Here is a 17,476-nt window from a genome sequence, read left to right as displayed (position 1 = left end):
ATTTCATCAAGATAACCACAAAAGAGGCCAAGAATTAAAAACAGAAATATTAATTCAGAAAGTAACTCATATACAAGAAAACGTATGTCTCAAGCAAAAAGAAAAGATGTCTTAATACAAATAATTAAAAGAAACTTAAGTATCCCTCCTCCAGTTTTCCTTTAGCATCCATATTTCAGACATCTTTTTAAGTCCACTCTATAAATATCATTTAAGGTACATCAATCGCCCCACAAGGTAAATCCAGCACTGCGCCATTCTCCATCTCAAATCCGGCACCGCTTCGTAACTTGATCAGACCGTTGTTTTTGACAACCACTGTACCTCCTTTCTGCACCATAAGCCGTGCATTCAGGATATTGCCTCCATCTACTTCAAGTGTAGCCCCCGAACGAACTATCACTGATGAAGTATTATTCAGCGTCATCGTCTTACCACCTGGAACCACCAAGCGCCCCGACTGCAATACCACATTTCCACACGGAGATTCCCCGTCCCATGTTTCATTGGCATTAATCAACATCGGTTTACAAACTGCCGGAAAATACTCTCCGGTATTTTGCGGGTTACCACGATAAACGCCCCATTCTATTGCTGTAGGAATACCTTCGGTCTTCCACACATACAAATCTTTTTCATTACCGGCAATTAGCTCATTTTTACCATCATTATCAATATCTGCCACACAAGGGGCCACCAGAAATCCTTCATCCGATATTATTGGAAACCCTACAATATCACTTCCGTCATTATGTAAAGCATAAATAAAGTTTTTACAACAAAAAACAACATCCGGTATAGCATCTCCATCCACATCGGCCAAAACAGGAGCATCTATATTGGCAGCATAATTCTCTTGTGGAAACAATCCATTAATAGGTTTACTAAAAAGAAAATCACCTGTATGCTTCCATGCCTTCACCATTTCATGACCTAATATAACCACTTCCAGGTGACCATCATTATTAATATCACCCACAGACAGAGTATGATCAAGAGTAGACCCAACAACATTAACCGTATACGGAATAGTCTGACTACCATCCCAGCCGGCAACCGTTTTATCGCCCTCCAGGCTAATGGCGAAAATATGACTTTCGGCCATTTGCCGCTGCGAGAACAATATTTCTTTTTTTCCATCCTCATTCAAATCACATACTACTGGAGCAGATGCCAACCTAAGAATACCTGCTCCCCAGAATGGATTCGTTGTAAAAGGAGTTCCATCCTGCCGCCAGATATAAATACCCAAAGAATCATAAGAAGCTATGATTTCCATTTGGCCGTCGTTATCCAGATCAGCAACAGTTAAAGCAGAATAGTTATGATCATTTTCATCAGCAACATTCGGATTCAATCGTCTTAACTCATTTCCATTATGATCCAGAATAAAAATATCAGAAGTCTGATGCGACTTAATAATAACCTCCATTGTCCCATCCGAACTTCCATCCAGATTGGCTATTACCGGACTCTGAAACATTGAATAAGGAATCTTTTTTTCCCATAACAAGTCCGGTTTATGATCTCCATCCTTATCAAATGGAGAATAACAGCGAACAGCGTTTTTATCTCTGTATAGATCGTCCCACGTAGATACTACAATGTTTTGTTCCCCATTCCCAGCTAAGTCTCCAAAAGCCACTTGGCCTGTCAGCATTGTTGGTGTTTTAGCAAAACCGCTGACCGTAGTTACATTTCCATCGATATCAAACAATTCCTCACCCGTAGGCCGGAATCCCATCAAATAGCTGGTACGAGTTTCATACCGATCTTCGTAAATCCAAAATATTTCTTGTTTACCGTCATTATCTACATCTGCAATATTAGGGCTGGATACAGATGAATAAGCACCAGTAGAAATTCGTCGTGGGAACGGACTTACCACCGGATACGAAGTCCATGTACGATAAGCCGGGCTCCAGCTACTTTCATTCCCATTAGATGAGATTGTTGAGATTTTATAATAATAAGTAGCAAGTTTAGCAAGATTATCATCCAAGTAATAGGCAGCAGTTAGAGGGAATTTATTCAATTTCTGATATACACCATTTTCGCCATTATTACTACGATATATGTTATAACCGGCCACATTGCTTACTGGTGTCCAATACACATTTATCGAAGAACTATAAGAGAGGGTATTAATGGTTGATACATCTATCACAGCAGGTCGTAACAATGGATTCACCGGAAAACTCCAGGTCTTTCCATACTCATTACTAAGCTGTAATGTTAGGTTCAACCCTCCTATATAATTACTTGCTGTTTGAAATTGGAAAGCAATCGTATTGCTTTTTATCTCAGCAAAAGGAATAGCCGGATACACAATTGGTGTAGACGAACACGATATCTGGGCATTGTTTGAGATAAGCACAGCCTTCACTCCTGTAGCCACAGCCTTCCCTATATTCATTAAATCAATATTCATCTTCACTGTTTCTCCTGCCTCAACTGTCGTATTTCCATTACTTGTCCAAGTAATCTTTTGATTACCAATTTCTATTTTAGGATCAAAAACATCCACCAGGAATTTCTCATTAACGGAATTCGTACCATTTTGTATCTTTAAAGTAAACTCTATCGGGTCCTGAGCACTCTTGAGATGCTCTCTACAGTTCTTATCAATAGTAAATACAAATTTTGTACCTGACACCTGGCTACTTCCTGCATTGATTTTACCAAATGAAACCACATCATTAATCATACTGATTTCCGAAGAATTACAAGTTAATTTTCCTGTCACAACATCCGAAACCGTACTCCCTTCATTTTTTAACGCAACAGAAAGTTCAACCGTTTCTCCTGCATCCAATTGTTTATCATTGTTCCCATTACTACCTCCCGTTTTATCATCGTCAAATACCAAATCTGAAATATGAAGAACCGCTTTCGGACTTACACTGACGGGAATCGTTGTTTCAAAAGGACGGAAATTATTTGTAGTAACCGTAACATCAACCACACCGGATGTATACGGAGTAAAAGTAAAAGAATGTACCGCCCGATCATTTATAGTTAAAGTAGAATATCCTTCTCCTTCTTTCATTAAACAGACCAGTGCCTCCTGATTTGCAGGCAAATTATTGATTTGTATAGAAATTGTGTTCTCACCATTGGTTATGGTATTGGGAGTGACAGATACATTCAACGTTTGTGGCACTGCTGTCCATACAGGCATTTCCGGATCTCCCAAAAGGGTTAACCGACAATTATTGCTATTCCTTTTACCAATCGTATATTGAAAAACATAGCCCAAATTATGATAGACTAATTTATCGGAATACAAAGCTGTCAATAGACTATCAAGTTGAAAATGCTCATTTGTCCATCCTCTGTCTGCATTTCCCATATATGCCACCGCACCACCATTGGGGTTATTGATAAAATGTTCCGCAATACAGTCTTCATTAAAAGTGGCCGGTTCACAACCACTCGACAACACTATTTGTAAATAGTTTCCATTTGTCAACTGATCTACATCCGTATTATGTATTGCCTCATTTTTATCCAAAGAAGAAGCCCCCATTCCTCGTGGTGAAGAATGATCTATATGATATACCAAATGAAAATGATTAAATCCCGAATTTCCTCCGTTTTGAAGCGCAGCCATAAAATTATTTTTATTCAGTTCTTCTCCAGGAAAATCCGCCTTATATGGTGAATGTTTACCACAAGTACAATTATAATGGTCAAAAAGAAACCAATGCTTCAATTGGGGATACTTATAACCCGACTTATAATCTGACTTATAATAACTATTTATACTCCCCCTTACATCATATCCAAAATTCCCACTCTCATATTTTTCAAGGAATGCACATACACTAAGATTGTTGAGAATATAAGAATAGTCAATATTAGCATTCGCCTTTTCATACATTAATACTTTATTTACGAAGTTCTTAGCTTCACTGATGTTTTTTACAGGAGCGCGCCCTAAATATATATCCCTTCCGAAATCAGCATAATCAATATTGATTGCTTTAATCTTTTTCGTGTTAGGATCTAAAAATTGATAATACTCATTGTAAACATGATTATTATTCATATTCCAATTTCCGTCTAATGCTGTAAAATACAAATCTTGTGCCCGCATGGTAGAATCTTTTGTATACACATCAGTCTTTTCATTATAACTATCATCTCGGTCAGGACCATTGGTAGCCATTCGCTCTGGAATAATATTAGTATCTCCTCCTAAAAGAACAAAGAAATCATTTCCCCAATTCTGTCTACATTTCTTAAGGTAATTTCTTATTTTCTCAGCAAGATCACATCCTTCATTTTGCTCCAGTACTTCTTCTATTGTCACAATAACAGATGGTACACCTTTTTTCGTTTTCCAATCTGCCAAACGTTGAAAAGTGGGTTTTAACTCATTATTAGTCACAATCAAATACTCAGGAATTATATTTACTATCGCATTAGAAGCACCTAAACTCCTTTCATTCATATTCAATGATTCATTGGATATTATTCCAGTTCTCTGATTTGAAAAACGATTGATGTCTTGCTTGTTCTTCACTTTAAAATGAACAAAACGATAGGCACGGTTTGCCGATTTAGAAGATTGACATTGTGGATATTCAGTAACTCCACGTGATTGCATATAATTTATTGTAAATGTCAAATCCAATAAGGACAGTGCTTTATTTAGAGGAACATATTCGAAAGGACAAACTTCAACTGTCACTACATGATATCCATGTTCGTATACATCAGAAATGATCTTCACATTTTCTGTAGGGTAAGCAAGAGATGAATTATAAATGGCACCATCCGGATTTAGCGACGATGTTGCAAAATCATTTCCTATTGAAATAGGAGGATTAACAGGTACAATCAATAAACTTCTATTCAACAAGTTTTTCCCTTTCACAACCACATCAATATTGGTAACTTGCGCATCAAAAGGAATAACGAATGATTCTATAATGACCGGAAGTTTAGGGGCATTTACCTGTTCCGTAAATTCAGAACTCTTTTCCCACGTAACACAATCAAATTCTTCCATGCGCGAAAACGAAAGATCCGACTCCTCTACACGGATTGTTTCTGATAACTGAGCTTTAAGCTGTGTAGAAATCAGAATAAATATAACAATAAAAAAGTAGCGTGTCATATCCTTAAAAATTTAATTTAATCGTATAATTACTCCCATCTTCATAAATAACCTGTAGTAAACCGAAAAATCCATCAAGAGAAGAAATATCACAAATCGTATGACAACTATTCACCTGATTCTTTTCACGTACAATATTCCCATTTAGATTGATTAATCTTACCGTATCCAATGGCTTTAAAGCTTCTATGCAAATTGCTCCATCCACACGATTAATTTGCAAAGAAGAAACTGAATTTTCAGAGATTCCTTGTGGAGGTCCAGGAGTATACCCTTTTATAGTCCCAAACGTATTCCACTGAGAAGCAGTTTTATATAATTCTTCAGAATCTTTTAGAACAAACAAAGTACTATTGCCAACATTGTTTTCAGTAAACACCTCACCTTCCAACTCGGGAGGAGTCAATGCATCGCAAGTAAATTCAAAATTATAAAACGAAGGCTCTGAACGTGTTGGCAAATTAGGTTTTATATCATCAAAAGCATGTTCTCTAATTAAATACACACTATTAGGAATATCAACATATCCATAACGGAAGTAACAATCTTGAAAAGCATATCTATCAATTATTTCAATATCTTCCAAATAACCACGTATATCTATAGGAGCTATATGTATAGTTTTACCATCTTTGGAATATACAAAACCATTTCCTGATATTTGGCAATAAGGATTGCCTTCAGTAACTTCAAAATGCCTATCATTGGCCCAAACACGATTTCCAATAATGGGGAACTTCCCCATAAGAATAAAATCAGATGGACCATTATAAAATGCAGAATCATTTATATGAGTTAATGTAGTCGGGATTGTCACTTTCCCTATTTGAGCTCCTGCAAATGCTTTTTTACCTATAATTTCAGTACCTTCAGGTATTACATATTCTTTATAAAACTTATCTGTAGGATATTTTATTAGAGTCCTTCCATCTGCTGAAAAGGTAACTCCATCAACAACTACATTTTGAGAATACAATAAAGTACCCCAAAACATAAAAATCAAAAATTGTAATATTCTATTCATAATTCTTTCCGATTAAATTAATTAAAAGCTTAATTTGAGAACTTCACTATCTCCGTCTTTAAAAATCACATGTAATAAACCGAAAAATCCATCAAGAGAAGAAATATCACAAGTAGTGTTATTACTATTAACCCTATTCTTTTCATATACAACACTCCCATTTAGATTGATTAATCTTACCGTATCCATCGACTTTAAAGCTTCTATGTAAATTGCTCCATCCACACGATTAACTTTCAAAGAAGAAACTGAATTTTCAGAAATTCCTTGTGGAGGTCCAGGAGTATACCCTTTTATAGTTCCGAATGTATTCCACTGAGAAGTGTTTTTATATAATTCCTCAGACTCTTTTGGAACCAATAAAGTACTATTACCAACATTGTTTTCAGTAAACACTTCACCTTCCAATTCGGGAGGAGTCAGTGCATCACAAGTAAATTCAAAATTATAATACGAAGGCTCTGAACGTGTTGGCAAGGCAGGTTTAATATCATCAAAGGCATGCTCTCTAATCAAACGCACACTACCAGGAATATAAATAATTCCATAAGCAAAATAACAATCCTGAAATGTATACCTGTCAATTATTTCAACATACCCCATATTCCCTGCCATATCCCCCAAAGTTAAATGTACTGTTTTTCCATCTTTAGAATAAATAAAACCATCGTCCGATACTCGACAATAAGGATTGCTCTCAGTAATTTCAAAATGCCTATCATTGGCCCAAACACGATTTCCAATAATGGGGAACTTCCCCATAAGAATAAAATCAGATGGACCATTATAAAATGCAGAATCATTTATATGAGTTAATGTAGTCGGGATTGTCACTTTCCCTATTTGAGCTCCTGCAAATGCTTTTTTACCTATAATTTCAGTACCTTCAGGTATTATATATTCTTTATAAAACTTATCTGTAGGATATTTTATCAAAGTCTTTCCATCTACCGAAAAAGTAACCCCATCAATCACAATATTTTGGGAATACAATAAAGTACTCCAAAACATAAAAATCAAAAATTGTAATATTCTATTCATAATTCTTTCCGATTAAATTAATTAAAAGTTTAATTTGACAACTTCACTATCTCCGTCTTTAAAAATCACATGTAGTAAACCGAAAAATCCATCAAGAGAAGAAATATCACAAATCGTATGACAACTATTCACCTGATTCTTTTCATGTACAACATTTCCATTTAAATCGATTAATCTTACCGTATCCAATGTTTTTAAAGCTTCTATGTAAATTGTTCCATCCACACGATCAACTTTCAAAGAAGAAACCGAATCTTCAGAAATTCCCTGTGGAGGGCGAGGAGTTTTTATAGTTCCAAATGTATTCCACTGAGAAGTGGCTTTGTATAATTCCTCAGATCCTTTTGGAACCAATAAAGTACTATTGCCAACATTGTTTTCAGTAAACACTTCACCTTCCAATTCGGGAGGGGTCAATGCATCACAAGCAAATTTGAAATTATAATACGAAGGCTCTGAACGTGTTGGCAAATTAGGTTTAATATCATCAAAAGCATGCTCTCTAATCAAACGTACACTACCGGGAATATAAATATCTCCATAACGAAAATAAGTATCTTGAAATGCATACCGGTCTATTATTTCAACACAACAATAAGAATAATGCCGGAAATCTCTTGGAGCAAAATGTAAGACTTTTCCGTCATTTGAATAAACACTCCCATCCTCTGATGTATGACAATATGGATTATCGTTATCAGTAATAATAGAAATACTTTTATCATAAAAAATATGCTTCCCGAGAATTGGAAATTGTCCTGTAACAACCAAAAAAGAATTATAAGAGATATTATCATAAAAAGCAGAATCGTTTATGTGAGTCAATGTGGTTGGTAGTATCATTTTCTCAATGTTAGCTCCTCCCATAACCTTTGTACCAATTTCTCTAACCCCCTCAGGAATTCTATCATATGTTTTACATGCCGGCACTAAAAGCAAACACTTATTATCTTTTGAATAAAGAGCACCATCGATAGAAACACAATTACAATCATCTCCCATGACATTAAATGAAGAAATTTTAGTTCCCGCAAATATCCCCAATCCTCTATTGGCAGGGAACTGCTTCCAAGTAACCGAAATGGCTTGACACCAGGAAAATGCATAATCTCCAATCTCCTTCAAAGTAGAAGGAAGTATAAGTTCATTCACATGAGCCCCTTCAAAAGCATATTCAGAAATAATTTCTGTACTCTCGGGAACTATATACTTATTTTTAGGTTCAAGACTGTTATATGTAGGAAAATGGAGTAATACCTTTTTGTCAGATGAAAAAAGTACGCCATCAATTGCAATACAATTTAGACACGTTTCTGATGTCTGAAACTCTTTAATTGGATTATTAACAAATATGGGACTTACTATTTGCTGAGGATATGTGTTAAAAACTACAATTTCCAAACAAGAACAAGATTTTATAGCTTGCGAATTCATTTTCATTAAAGATGAAGGTAGAGTAATCTTGCGTAAATGTTCATTCATATCAATTGCATATGACATTATAATTTCCGTACCTTCGGGTACCACATACTCCTCGTCTGTTTTATCTTTCGGATATTTAATCAGAGTCCTTCCATCTGCTGAAAAGGTAACCCCATCAACCACTATATTTTGAGAATACAACAAAGTACTCCAAAATATAAAAATTGTAAACTGTAATATTCTATTCATAATTACCTCACATTTATTCGGTTAATATCATCTTTTTCGTATCAACATCTTGGCCATCTACAATCAATGAATACATATACATTCCCGGAGTCAACTCATAGCCATTGATAGTTACCGAATCATTTCCTCGTGACTCAATATTGAGCTGTTTTATCTGTTTTCCTTGAAGGTTATAGATATGAATACTGGCTCTGGAAGATGTTTCGGGGATAAAGAAAGAAATAGTAGTCTGTTCCTTGAAAGGATTGGGTATATTGGAATAAAGTTTGGCTTTCAGCTTTTCATCCAGCAATGAGTTTACATCCGATTGTTCATCTACAGCACCAATAACAGATCTGGTTTGAACGATCTTAGATTGTCTTAATTCATCAATTTCGTTCTGCTGCTTATCTATTTCGTTTTGTTGTTCTTTGATGGCTTCCACTAATAGAGGAATAATTTCAGAATAAGCAATGGCTTTCTTTCCATTGGGTAATGTATAAACAGCTTCCGGGAATATTTCTTCCAATTCCTGAGCGATAAAACCGGACTTCTTTCTTTTCTTTTCAGCTTTTATCTTATTAACGATCTCAACCGGTACAGGAGACTGAGCGGATAAAGTATCTCTGGAAGAAACATCACTTTGAAGAGTGCTTGCAGTAGTTGATTCATCAGTCTGTTCCTTTAGCTTATAGGTAACACCTCTCATTTGTCTGATCGTATTCAGGCTATTGTTTATTGAACTTATATTTTCTTTATAGGATTCATCAGAAGCTGTCAGTATACTACCCTTTGAATAGACACTTCCATCACCGGCTACATAAAAAACAAGCGGACTCCCACCATTACGCACGTCTCTTACAACATAAGCCATATCGGTATCACGCCATGAATAAACTTTTATGATATCACCATAATCATAGGGGTGCTTCGCATAAGCCATTAATGCAGCTCTCTCTCCATAAGTGTATATATTAATATACTCAGGAGTCTCTAATTCTATAGAAGGATCGGCTCCAAGACCAATACCACCATCTTTACAGATTGTTATTCCATGTTTTGCTACTCCTCCAAAATTTAAATAGCCATAATCTCCGTTAGAATATAATTTAAAAAGAAGAGGATTGGACAATGCGCTGTTATAAATGGTCAATCCGCCGGCAGTACCTGCCTTTCCAATATCCAGAAGGCTGTACTTGGGAGTAGTAGTACCAATTCCAACTTTACCATTTGAAAGCACTTTCAATTGTGCATGACTCGCTGAGCAGCAGAAGAAAAGAATAATTGAGATGAAAATTGCATTGTTAGTTTTCATGAGTGTGTGTGTTTAAAGTTATTAATAATAGCAATAGTTTAGCCCTAATTTCTCCTACTTAGTTAGGATCATTCTTTTCACATCAATCACATTTCCATCAACGATCAAAGAATACAAATACATACCTGCCTCATTAATGAACCGGACACGCCGTTTTGCAAAATAATTGTCCCAGCTGCCAGGCGGTACTAAAAGTAAACCTCATCTATCTTGATACTTGATGCAATATAGACGTATACGGAATTCATCTGGTTCATAAATTGATTCTCTCATTAGTTACGCTTGCAAAAACATAGGATTTCATCAAGATAACCACCAAAGAGATACTTAATATTCTACATTTTTCCTCTTCAGAGCACAGGAAACTATATCCGATTTTTCTAAATCAACAGTAAAACAAGCATAGTCTACCTCTCCCAAAGATTCTTTAAAACTTAATTTGATGATATAAGTTCCTTTCTTTATATCATTAAGAGAGAATGATATATTTCTAAGGCAGATACAGTTTGCAGCTCCCTCTCCCAATTCATTCTCTGCAATAATAATTGAATCACCAATCAGTTCTGCAGAAACCTTTATACCTTGATAATCACAATTAGTAGACAAGTTCCTATGTTCTATCTGGAGGATATTAGCCTGCAATTTAGCATAAAAAATCTCCTCTTCATCTTCGATAGCAGTATATGCATTATTCAGACAGTTACTCCCTGTCAAACCTGTAACACACAACACTTCATTACCCGGCAGTTTCTCATTACCTGTTTTCTCATCATTTTTATCACATCCCATCATTATGACAGCAAATAGAAGTACAAATAATAGAAGTAAATTTTTCATATTCAATCCCCGAGTTAATAGTCTACTAGTATAAAAGTATCATTACCTACAAATATAACAATAAATTCTTATATCCTATCATTATCTTACAAAAGACTTATTAGTTGATATTCATATCCGATCAGTATATTTAAAAATCTCGAATCGTTTCATACAGGCCCTATAAAAATCGATGTAAACCACGAAGGAGCTTTACTTTTAAGCATCCACCAAAGTCCCCATGAAAAACCAACAACTACAATAGGAATTAAAAAATACATAAAGATGAGTAAATAGGGTGACTGTAAATTCACCACTCGATACATAAACATAATAATCTTATATATCACCAGCGCATGAAAAGCAAAAATAAAAAAACTACTCTCTGACAAACTTGGATGAACAATCAATTTCCCCCTTTCAATAAATAAAGGTACAACAAAGAAAACTCCGATAATTCCTATAATAATTCCGGCATGATGAATATACATATTAAAACTTCCACCTTTTGTGAACATATCAATCAAAGCTACACACGGATAAATCACTGCTGCCCACATTCCATATTGCCTGGAAAAATTCAACAAGTTTTCTCCATTGATACTTATAATGGAACCAAGCATAAAAAAAAATAGAGAGCTACATCGTGGAATAATACCACCCATTTCTAAATTGAAAAACCAACACAAACCCACTATTGCGATAATACCCCATCGAAGATATTTAATAAGTAGTTTAATAATAGGAGAAAACAAAGCCAAAAGCATCAAATCACGTATAAACCACAAAGGAAAGTTCAAAGGTGATGAAGTCCCATCAAAGTCCCAAAATATACTACAGAAAAATTTTATTGAAAAATGAAACTCCTTAGCCGCCGAATAGTTACTAAGAAAAGGAGAATTCATTATAATTAAAATAAATAAGGCCATCACATTCCACACAACATATGGTATAAATAAAGTCCGAAAACGACGCTTGACCTTATTTACATAAGATAATCTCAAATTTTTAACACCATGAAAAAATAAAAAACCGGATATGATAAAGAACAAAGGTACACATACACGAGGTAGCACATCACTAAATAAGCGGATGACACAATCAAACCAAAAAGGATTGATAACTCCACTATTTTGTCCCAACGTTATATTATCATGAATAAAAACCACTCCCACGATTAATGGAAAACGAAGCCACGTTATAGTATCAGATTGAAGCTTCTCTGAAAGATTGAATTTATCCATAGACAATATTTTAAAAAAAAGAGTGACAAAAGATGTCTTAATATAATTCACTAAAAGTAATCTAAATATCCCTCCTCCAGTTTTCTTTTAGCACCCATATTTCAGACATCTTTTTAAAGTCACTCATAATTTAGAACTATTTCACTTTCATTGAGCTACCTTTTTCACACTTAAATCCACCTTTAAACTTAGTAATACCAGCAGCATCAAACACAACATTAGCATTATTACTGATTGTTACATTCTCAACTTCTATATTAGTACCGTTTATGATTTCATTAACCTGTATTATACGATTCCGAACATAAACCGTTGTAGAAATTCCTCCCCATAAAGACAAACTATTTCCTAGTGAAGCTCCTATTGAGTTATATTGTGGCGTTTCAGTCTGCGTATCAGCAGTTCGAGCATATTGAAAGGCTTCCTGCATAGATACAACTCCATCACCATTTACATCAGCCTTTACTACCCCACCATCAGGTTTGATTCCTGCAACTGCACCGATCCAATGATAAACAAACTCATTATATGTATAATTGGGAGGCATTGCATAGGAGTTTTCATTAGCTGTACAAGCTGTTGCCAACACTCGTCCTTCACTAGACAAATCACTTATAAATCCTCCACTATGGCACTGCTCCATAACAATGCTAATCTGCCCTGCGTTAACTTTTTTCACTTCTTTAGCAAATTCTGCATCACTCATTGTTTCCCCCCAAAGATTAAGATAGACATTATCCCCTGAAGTTTGTCCTCCATGATCAGTTGTAAAAATAAAAAGGAAATCATTCGAGGTCATTTTTTGAGATAATGCATTAAAAACCAAAGCTATATTTGTTTTAGTCGCAGCATATTGAATATCATTAGTACCGTCTCCATCTAAGTCTAAAGGAGAAGAATCATAAGTCCCATTATTATGATGCCTGTCTGCTCCCGGATTAGTGCCATCTGACATTATAACAGAAATATGATCTCTTGAGTATCCATAAACTCTAATTAACGTTGAATAAATTGCCGAACAATCATTCCAATATCTAACCCAATTGTTGTAAGAATCAGCACCTCCACTTATAATTACAGCATAACAATTTGAAGCTTGACCGTTTACCCGCAAACTCCCTATATTCTCAAAATTAAATAAAGATCCTTCTGGTACATTTGGATATTCAGTTAACATAACCCATTCTTTCAAATCTTTTGGAGGATTTACTGCAGCAATTGAACTCAACTCACCGGTACTTTTGTCTACAAATAAAAACCGACACTTATGAGACCAGTTTGAGTAAGGTAATTCATCCACAAAATACACCCATGAATTTTTCTGAGGAATAGCTAAAGTTGTTCCTGACAATGTAGTAATTTCACCATTAGTACGTACCATGGAAGGTGCCTCCATGTACAGCCAATAGTAATCACTAATATTTTTATTCATATATTCATCCACAATACCACCAGCCTCAGACTGCGTCACTTGCGATTTGGCAGACAAAGACAATAATATAGCAAAAAATATTATTATTATCCTTCTCATAATTCCACCTATTTAGTTAAAATCATTCTTTTCACATCAATTACCGTACCATCAACAATCAAAGAATATAGATACATACCTGCTTCTAATTGACTACCCTCTATGGTAACAGCCCCCATCCCTCTTTGGGATAAAACAAATTGATTAATTTGTTTACCGTTCATATCATAAATAAGCAGACTTGCGTTTTGTGTATTTTGTGGAATAGTATATTTGATTACAGTATTATCCTTAAAAGGATTAGGAGCATTTTGAAACAGTTCTGATTTTATATCTCCAATAGAATTATCTTCTACACTCTCATCTATTGTTGCACTTCTTGAAACGGAACTTTGGTTCCCAGACTTCAGTTTCTGAATCTCTGCTGTCAGCTCCTGAATAGATTGCACAAGTAGTGGCACCATCTCAATATAATTAATGCTTAATTCACCCTGTGTATTCTCATATACTAAATCAGGATATACCAGCTGTAAATCTTGTGCCACAAAACCATAATGTGCTTTAGAATAGGCTTGTAATTCCTCTGTTGTAGGTGCAGGAAAAACAGTTAACGTATCAGCATCTCCCATAGCTAAAGGAGCTATACGCGTATTCGGCTGACTCAAATTATATTGAACAGCATTTAATAAACTCAATTTATCAACAACTTTTTCATTTGGAGTAGAAACTTCTGACAATGCCATCACATTTTGTCGTAAAGAAGTGGCTGAAGCAGTCAATACTTGTCCATAAATACTACCAGTAACACGAACATCACCCCTAAAATATCCGGCATAACGTCCTGGAACATAATCACCATAATCTGTTTCAACAGAAGAGCCATATATCCCAGCACCATTTAAAGTACCTGCTAAAAGTCCACAAACGCCCCAATTATACCCTCCAGTTGAATTTCCAGCACGTCCCATCACTCCATAAGAACGACCGCTATTTAACGGAGAACCAGTCAAAGCTATACCTTGTAAGCCCACAGTATATTTAGATGAAAATGGTACTGAATATCCTTTAACTCCTAATCCCCATGACGCAGAAGGAACTACAGTACGCTCCACACAGATACCTGTATTTTTTGAGAAAACAAACAAATCCACATCTGGCTCTCCAACCCCATTTACAGCAAATGAAGATAAAGGAGTTGCATCGCTTTTTACAATAATATTACCATTAGAGTTAACAGTTAATTGCGCAAATACTGATGTACAGGCAAATACTGCATATAAAAAACAAATTCCTTTTCTCATAATCTTAAATTTTAAAGTTATACATCATTATAACGAGAATTCAGCCCATAAAGCAGTAGCATCCCCCGTAACATCCAATCGATAATCACCAGCCTCTTCTGCATCTAAGTTTATAAATACCACCTCCGGCGTAGCAAAATTCTCAGAATAAACAACCTCGCCTGTAGAAGCATTAACTACTGTAATAATAACATCTTTAATGGAAGACGAAAAGTCAAGACGCATCGTTTTCTCACACATGAAAGCCTTAACAGGAGTAAGGGCTGGACTACGCAGTATTTTATCGTCACCAGAATTTGTAGAGTGCCCTCTTAAAGGAATCGAATACCATACCAGCCCATTCGTTACATCATCATTTAGAACTTCTTCAGCCGCAACCGGCTGGCTATACAATGCAGTAGAAATAATGAATAAAAAAAAGAATAATTTTGCCATAATATTATTTGTTTTATATTTACTGTCAAAATTACACGATTTATTCATAAATCAGGGTATAATACATGTGTAGTTATTTGTTAAAGCACAAACCAACAAATAGCTGATTTACAACAAATTAACAAAATAAGCAAAAATAGATAAGTGTAATTTACATGAATACTCCTTCAAATTCAATCAATATGCCTTAATAAAAGCCTCCAAAGATGAAGAAGTATCTAACTCAATTCTTTCAATCACCAGATCACGCCGCTTATACATCATATTAATAGTACGGTCACAAAGACAAGCAATATCCGAATATTTAAATCCCATTTTCAGTAAACAACAAAAGTGAATATCATCTTTCTTCAACATAGGAAATTGATCGGACAACCTTATGGTAAAGTTATTAGTAACATCATCTAACTCTGATATTATCTTTCCCCAAAGCTTAATATCTATCATTTCTTTTGATCCTTTCTCATCCTTATTTCTCTCTATCATTAAGGTCAAGCTCTTAAAGACGGGAAGAGCATGAATTAGTTTATCAAGCAAATTGTCTCTCTCAGCATATACCGTTTTTAATTGCCTATCCAACACATAGATCTTCGCTTTATCTCCTTCACACTGCCCTATAAGTTCGTGCAAACGTTGTATCTCAGCCAATTTATTATTAAAAAGTTCTTTCATCGAAGATCGCTCTTCATTCAATTGCATGAGCCTCTTATGATATTTTTGTCGTTTATATACAAAATAAATCAACGATAATAACAATATAGTAACAATGAAAGAAAGAGCGAACCATTGCCACTTTGCAAGAGATTTATACTGAATAAGATAACGTTGGTGTATCATTCTTTCCAGACTCTTAATTGTCTTTACCGGATAAGATAAAGTGGAAGCCAAATTATCATAAACAAGGCAAGAGTCTTTCCATTGAAGCGATTGAAGCAAAAGCCCTTTCTCTGCTGCTATATCACTAAGAAGCCTATATGCCCAGTACTTTGTATGATAGTTAGGCGAAAGCAAACTTTTCTTTAAATAGATGTTTGCAGAATCATTTTGACTCAAATGATAAAAAGCATCACCCAAGATTAAACAAGCATCCATCTTTTTAATAGAATCCGACTGAGTAGGAATATATTCTCGCCCGAGTTGTATAGCATCATCATATCGTTCCATATTACTATATAAAAATAACAACGAATTAATAGCAGCTCGTTTTACGGATATGTGATCATTGTTTTTTGTAAGTTCAAGTACTTTCAACAACTTTATTTCAGCCTCTTCATAATATTCTTTTCCTTTATGTATACCGATATCAGCTCGATTAACCAACACTAATGCCCAATACAAAGAATCTCCCTTCAGCATCGCTACTTCTTCTGCCCTCTGATAATAAGAATCGGCTTCATCAGGTAAATCATGTTCTTTCAAAAGATACCCTAAATTAGCAGCAGACAAACAGATAAAATCAGAATCCTTCACACCCTCCGCCAATTGTAAAGCAATCAAGAATTCACCTACAGAAGCAGATACACTATCCATATCCTGATAAACCCGGGCCAAATAATAATGAGCTTTCATTCGCAAAACATCATTATTTCCCGAATCATAATAGTCCACTACTTTATACATCACTGAATCAGTGGTGTGTTTTATGTAATTCTTGTCTTTGGCTTGCGTTAGCAATAATGCATAATATGCCCTGCCTGCCCGTAAAAGTGTATCTGTATTGTCAATATTTTCAAGTAATAAAAGAGCACTATCGGGGTGGTTTTCCATCAGTGAATCAGCATATTGCAATACAGCAAGTTGATTATTACCACCAGAAAAGTGACAAGAGGATAAAGATAACCCTATCAGGGCAAACAGAATAGCACGTCGTATAAAATGTGTCATAGATGCAAATATAGAAAACCTTTAGTTATTTAAAGATAAATGCCTAAGAATATATTCTTTAAGGGTATAAATTTATATACTTGAAAAGAAGGTACAAGAGCCTATCTACAAGTATGAATACAAGAGTTTAAGTTTCAAAACATCCGGATGTTATCATACACAACATCCGG

General features: G+C 35.1%; 11 protein-coding genes. All 11 read right to left on the bottom strand.

What is annotated here, in order from left to right:
* Positions 1 to 211: 211 nt before the first annotated feature.
* Entirely contained in the window at positions 212 to 5,125 is a 4,914-nt protein-coding gene (locus HCG69_RS00615) for a C25 family cysteine peptidase (protein ID WP_221648408.1), read from the bottom strand.
* 4 nt (positions 5,126 to 5,129) lie between these two features.
* Entirely contained in the window at positions 5,130 to 6,149 is a 1,020-nt protein-coding gene (locus HCG69_RS00610) for a leucine-rich repeat protein (protein WP_221648407.1), read from the bottom strand.
* A 21-nt stretch (positions 6,150 to 6,170) separates the two neighbouring features.
* Positions 6,171 to 7,190, bottom strand: a complete 1,020-nt coding sequence (locus HCG69_RS00605) for a leucine-rich repeat protein (RefSeq protein WP_221648406.1) — start codon at positions 7,188 to 7,190, stop codon at positions 6,171 to 6,173.
* Between the two features lie 21 nt (positions 7,191 to 7,211).
* On the bottom strand, positions 7,212 to 8,861 hold the full coding sequence (locus HCG69_RS00600) for a leucine-rich repeat protein (protein ID WP_221648405.1): 1,650 nt from the start codon (positions 8,859 to 8,861) through the stop codon (positions 7,212 to 7,214).
* Between the two features lie 13 nt (positions 8,862 to 8,874).
* Complete coding sequence (locus HCG69_RS00595; RefSeq protein WP_221648404.1) at positions 8,875 to 10,155, bottom strand: tail fiber domain-containing protein; 1,281 nt, start codon at positions 10,153 to 10,155, stop codon at positions 8,875 to 8,877.
* 327 nt (positions 10,156 to 10,482) lie between these two features.
* Positions 10,483 to 10,992 carry a hypothetical protein gene (locus HCG69_RS00590; protein ID WP_221648403.1) on the bottom strand — a complete coding sequence of 170 codons (510 nt, stop codon included), beginning with the start codon at positions 10,990 to 10,992 and terminating at the stop codon, positions 10,483 to 10,485.
* 149 nt (positions 10,993 to 11,141) lie between these two features.
* Positions 11,142 to 12,215, bottom strand: a complete 1,074-nt coding sequence (locus HCG69_RS00585) for an acyltransferase (RefSeq protein ID WP_221648402.1) — start codon at positions 12,213 to 12,215, stop codon at positions 11,142 to 11,144.
* Positions 12,216 to 12,351: 136 nt separating this feature from the next.
* A complete protein-coding gene (locus HCG69_RS00580; protein ID WP_221648401.1) occupies positions 12,352 to 13,746 on the bottom strand; it encodes a C13 family peptidase in 1,395 nt (464 codons plus the stop codon).
* A gap of 8 nt (positions 13,747 to 13,754) precedes the next feature.
* Positions 13,755 to 14,987, bottom strand: coding sequence for a T9SS type A sorting domain-containing protein (locus HCG69_RS00575; protein ID WP_221648400.1), 1,233 nt, complete (start codon positions 14,985 to 14,987; stop codon positions 13,755 to 13,757).
* A gap of 27 nt (positions 14,988 to 15,014) precedes the next feature.
* Positions 15,015 to 15,422 (bottom strand): DUF3244 domain-containing protein, encoded by a 408-nt coding sequence (locus tag HCG69_RS00570; protein WP_221648399.1) that lies wholly within the window; start codon positions 15,420 to 15,422, stop codon positions 15,015 to 15,017.
* Between the two features lie 177 nt (positions 15,423 to 15,599).
* Positions 15,600 to 17,306, bottom strand: coding sequence for a hypothetical protein (locus HCG69_RS00565; RefSeq protein WP_221648398.1), 1,707 nt, complete (start codon positions 17,304 to 17,306; stop codon positions 15,600 to 15,602).
* Positions 17,307 to 17,476: the final 170 nt, after the last annotated feature.

Source organism: Bacteroides sp. K03 (assembly GCF_019734355.1).
GTDB lineage: Bacteria > Bacteroidota > Bacteroidia > Bacteroidales > Bacteroidaceae > Bacteroides > Bacteroides nordii.
This window is presented reverse-complemented; position numbering and strand designations above follow the sequence as displayed.

What these genes read in the sequence shown, in the direction of transcription:
- HCG69_RS00580 (WP_221648401.1), bottom strand. Translation starts at nt 13,746, where the DNA reads ATGAGAAGGATAATAATAATATTTTTTGCTATATTATTGTCTTTGTCT.
- HCG69_RS00605 (WP_221648406.1), bottom strand. Translation starts at nt 7,190, where the DNA reads ATGAATAGAATATTACAATTTTTGATTTTTATGTTTTGGAGTACTTTA.
- HCG69_RS00565 (WP_221648398.1), bottom strand. Translation starts at nt 17,306, where the DNA reads ATGACACATTTTATACGACGTGCTATTCTGTTTGCCCTGATAGGGTTA.
- HCG69_RS00595 (WP_221648404.1), bottom strand. Translation starts at nt 10,155, where the DNA reads ATGAAAACTAACAATGCAATTTTCATCTCAATTATTCTTTTCTTCTGC.
- HCG69_RS00575 (WP_221648400.1), bottom strand. Translation starts at nt 14,987, where the DNA reads ATGAGAAAAGGAATTTGTTTTTTATATGCAGTATTTGCCTGTACATCA.
- HCG69_RS00590 (WP_221648403.1), bottom strand. Translation starts at nt 10,992, where the DNA reads ATGAAAAATTTACTTCTATTATTTGTACTTCTATTTGCTGTCATAATG.
- HCG69_RS00600 (WP_221648405.1), bottom strand. Translation starts at nt 8,861, where the DNA reads ATGAATAGAATATTACAGTTTACAATTTTTATATTTTGGAGTACTTTG.
- HCG69_RS00610 (WP_221648407.1), bottom strand. Translation starts at nt 6,149, where the DNA reads ATGAATAGAATATTACAATTTTTGATTTTTATGTTTTGGGGTACTTTA.
- HCG69_RS00585 (WP_221648402.1), bottom strand. Translation starts at nt 12,215, where the DNA reads ATGGATAAATTCAATCTTTCAGAGAAGCTTCAATCTGATACTATAACG.
- HCG69_RS00615 (WP_221648408.1), bottom strand. Translation starts at nt 5,125, where the DNA reads ATGACACGCTACTTTTTTATTGTTATATTTATTCTGATTTCTACACAG.
- HCG69_RS00570 (WP_221648399.1), bottom strand. Translation starts at nt 15,422, where the DNA reads ATGGCAAAATTATTCTTTTTTTTATTCATTATTTCTACTGCATTGTAT.